The sequence below is a fragment of the Micromonospora deserti genome (assembly GCF_003236335.1).
Classification (GTDB): Bacteria; Actinomycetota; Actinomycetes; order Mycobacteriales; family Micromonosporaceae; genus Micromonospora; species Micromonospora deserti.
Map to the genome: position 1 here is coordinate 1 of NZ_POUB01000424.1, position 3,325 is coordinate 3,325.

Genomic DNA, 3,325 nt, shown 5'->3' on the forward strand with positions numbered 1-3,325 from the left:
CGTCGCAGCGGACCACCACCGCCCGCCCGGCCGACGGGTCAGGGTCCCTGGGCGCACGTCCTGATACAGGAGCCGGTGCGGGTCAGGGGCTGCCGGCGCCGTCGTGGGGGGAGCGGCTGCGGCCGAGGGCGTCGACGCTGCCCCAGCGGCCGGGGATGTCGAGCAGTTCGACCCGGCCCAACCCCTCCGGCACGGCCGGGTCGATGATCAGGTGCTCGCCCTGCGGCTCCAGGCCCAGCATCACGCGGAGCAGCAGCAGCGGGGTCCCCGCCGACCATGCCTGCGGGCTGCACGCGGTCGGGTACTGCACCGGGTACTCGGTGAGGGAGCGCTCGTAGCCGGCGAACGCCTCCGGCAGCCGCCCGTCGAAGTACCGGGACGCGGCCAGGATCGCCTCGCAGATCTTCCCTGCCTCCTCCCGGAACCCGTACCGCCACAGCCCCCACGCGATGATCGAGTTGTCGAACGGCCAGACGGTCCCGACGTGGTAGCCGACCGGGTTGTACCGCCCCTGGTCGTCGGCGAGTGTCCGGACGCCCCAGCCGGAGAAGAGCCGCGGTCCGACCAGGTGCTCGGCGAGCCGCCCGGCGCGGGACTCGTCGACGATCCCGCTCCACAGCAGGTGGCCGATGTTGGAGCTGAGCGCGTCCACGTGCCGGCCGTCGACGTCCAGAGCGAGCGCGTAGTATCCCCGCTCCGGGATCCAGAAGTCGCGGTTGAACCGTTGCTTGAGCTCGGCCGCCTCGCGTTCCAGCCGGTCGGCGTACGCGGGGTCGCCCCAGAAGGTCCGGGCCAGCCGGGCGCCGCGGATCTTCGCGTCGTACGCGTACCCCTGCAGTTCGCAGGTGGCGCGGGGGAAGCCCGGCAGCCGCCCGTCGTGGTACGAGATGGAGTCCCAGGAGTCCTTCCAGCACTGGTTCTGCAGGCCGGTCTCCGGGTTGCGGGTCTGGTACCAGAGGTACCCGGTGCCGAGCAGGTCGCCGTACGTGTCGATCCAGGCCAGCGCGGCGCGGGCCGAGGATTCCAGTTGCCGCACCAGTTGGGCGTTGCCGGTCCACCGCTCGTACTCGTCGAGCAGGATGATGAAGAGCGGAGTGGAGTCGGCCGACCCGTAGTACGGCGAGTGGGGTTGCTCCTCGAAGCCCGCCGTCTCGCCGTACCGCAGCTCGTGCAGGATCTTGCCGGGCTCCTCGTCGCGAAAGTCGTCGATCCGGTGCCCCTGCAGACCGGCCAGCATCAGGATGGTGGGCGGGATCATCTCCGGCAGGAAGGGCAGCACCTGCAGCGAGGTGATGATGCTGTCCCGGCCGAAGAGGGTCATGAACCACGGCAGCCCGGCGGCCATCAGCCGGACGCCGAGCGCGATCGACTCGTAGCGCAGCGCCGCGAGGTCGTTCAGGCTGCGCCGGTACGCCCCGGCGAGAGGCTCGCAGTCGCAGCCGAGCTTCGGCGCCCGGGCGATCAGCTCGTTCTGCTCCGCCTCGATGGCCGCCGGGTTGCGGCTGCCCCCGTACTTCGGCAGGTTCGCCCGGATGTCCTCGCCGCGGGCGCCGTAGATGACCGTGGTGACGTGCAGCCGGGTGCTCCACTCGTGGTGCGGGCCGACCCGGATCCGGAAGGTCATCCCCGACACGTCGACCTGTCCCGGTGCGCTGGTCGTGATGACCGTTTCGCGGTGGAAGGCGTCGCGGCGGTAGGTGAGACGCAGCTCGCGCTCGCCGACGGTGGCGGTGGTGCGGCCGTGCTTCTGCCGGACGTGCTTGATCTCGAACAGGTCGGCGAAGTCGGAGCCCATGTCGACCCGGACGGTGAACTCGACCTCTTCCCCGGAGTGGTTGAGCACGGTCAGCTCCTCCTGGAAGCTGCCGCCGATGGCGCGGCTGCGGATCACCGAGACCTTCGCGTCCAGGTAGTGCGTCGGCTCACCGGGGACCAGGAAGAACCGGGTGCGGTAGGACTCGGCTTCGTCGATCGAGAGGGCGTGCAGCCGCTCGCCGTTGAGGGTCAGCAGCCAGGTGGACAGGAACCGGGTGTCGAAGGAGAAGAGCCCGGTGGGGAAGTCCAGGGACGGTTCGACGTCCCCCCGCCGGTCGGTGACCAGGAAGGTGTTGCCGTCCAGGATGCTGACCGTCATCTGGGCCGTCCGGCCCGCTCGCGGGCGACCTCTCGGGGATCCCGGGTGTCCGGCGGGTTGGGGAAGAAGCGCCGGAACGCCAGGAAGAGGACCACGTTGCCGCTGAAGGAGCTCTCGTTGCGCAGCACCGCGGAGACGCCCTGTGCCCGGCCGGTGACGAGCCGGTCGAAGAGATCCTGGCTGCTGTACCAGATCGCGTCGGCTGGGCCCCGGTTCCGGCTCACGTCGATGGCGCCGGGGCGCATCCGCACCAGCCAGTGTTCGGTCCGGTTGCCGTTGCTGAGGTCGATCTGGAGGGTGCCGCCGACCAAGCCGCGCAGGACCTCCGGGGCGCGCGCTGGCAGTGATTCGAAGAACCGCTCCGTGGCCTCGGTCACAACAGAATCGTAGGCATTTGCCCGAGTTGTCGGGTCGGTATCTGGTCCGTCACCCGCGTAGCCACCCGGCGGTGTCCCCGGCGAACCCCACGGTGGGGGGTACCGGTCGGCGGGTCTGTCAGTAGACGAGCGTCCGCGCGTCGTCGGCCATGGTCTCCTCGACGAACACCGCCGCGCCGGCGATGCGGACGCCCGGCAGCACGTCGTCCGGGCCGATGTCCCGCCGGGCGGCACACTGCGTGCAGGCGGTGACCCTGCCGGTGGTGAGGATCACGTGCAGCAGCTCGGCGAGGGGGGCCGAGTGCGGCAGCTCGAACTCTTGGGCCCGGCCGGGCAGCGCGAACCAGGTCGACTCGCCGGTGAGCCAGAGCGAGACGTCCACCCCGGCGGCGGCCGCCGTGGCGGCGACCGTGAAGGCTTGGGCGCACCGCTCGGGGGCGTCGGACCCGGCGGTGGCCTTGACGACGAGAGTGCGAGCCATGGCGCCAGCATAGGATGGGCGCGATGGTCACCGAGATCGGGTTCGTGAGCCTGCTGGTCGCCGGCCTGGGCGCGCTCGCCGGTGGCCTGGTCTACCTGGCCGTACGCATATCGAGAGGACGTTGGTGAGCGCGAGCCGTGGTCTCGCTCCTCGCCGACGAGGAAAGGCGGAGTGAACCGGTGAGCGACGAGAACCCTCTGCAGCCGCCGCCGTGGCTGAACGCGCCGCCGGTCGATCCGTACCCGTACGAGGAGAGCCACGACCTGCGGGTCGGCCCGAAGCTGCACCCGACGCTGGACGGCCTGCTGCCCTACGTCGGGGTGTGGCGGGGCC

4 protein-coding genes and 1 pseudogene are annotated in these 3,325 nt (G+C 71.0%); 2 read left to right on the plus strand and 3 right to left on the minus strand.

Translation table 11 applies throughout. From position 1 onward, the window contains the following. Positions 1-82 precede the first annotated feature (82 nt). From C1I99_RS30545 to C1I99_RS30555, 3 genes are all read right to left on the minus strand, one after another. The gene (locus C1I99_RS30545; RefSeq protein ID WP_111137622.1) at positions 83-2,134 is read right to left on the minus strand and encodes an amylo-alpha-1,6-glucosidase; all 2,052 of its coding nucleotides are present in this window, start codon (positions 2,132-2,134) and stop codon (positions 83-85) included. Then, on the minus strand, positions 2,131-2,511 hold the full coding sequence (locus C1I99_RS30550) for an SCP2 sterol-binding domain-containing protein (RefSeq protein ID WP_111137623.1): 381 nt from the start codon (positions 2,509-2,511) through the stop codon (positions 2,131-2,133). Before C1I99_RS30550 ends, C1I99_RS30545 begins: the two co-directional genes overlap by 4 nt. Before the next feature lie 118 nt (positions 2,512-2,629). Beyond that, the gene (locus C1I99_RS30555) at positions 2,630-2,992 is read right to left on the minus strand and encodes a DsrE family protein (protein WP_111137624.1); all 363 of its coding nucleotides are present in this window, start codon (positions 2,990-2,992) and stop codon (positions 2,630-2,632) included. A gap of 23 nt (positions 2,993-3,015) precedes the next feature. Between C1I99_RS30555 and mtfM the strand changes: the two genes are divergently transcribed. Both mtfM and C1I99_RS30560 read left to right on the plus strand, forming a co-directional pair. Continuing rightward, the gene (mtfM, locus tag C1I99_RS34680; protein WP_267897534.1) at positions 3,016-3,120 is read left to right on the plus strand and encodes a small membrane protein MtfM; all 105 of its coding nucleotides are present in this window, start codon (positions 3,016-3,018) and stop codon (positions 3,118-3,120) included. A 51-nt stretch (positions 3,121-3,171) separates the two neighbouring features. Continuing rightward, positions 3,172-3,325, plus strand: a pseudogene (locus tag C1I99_RS30560) (FABP family protein); the annotation flags it as partial.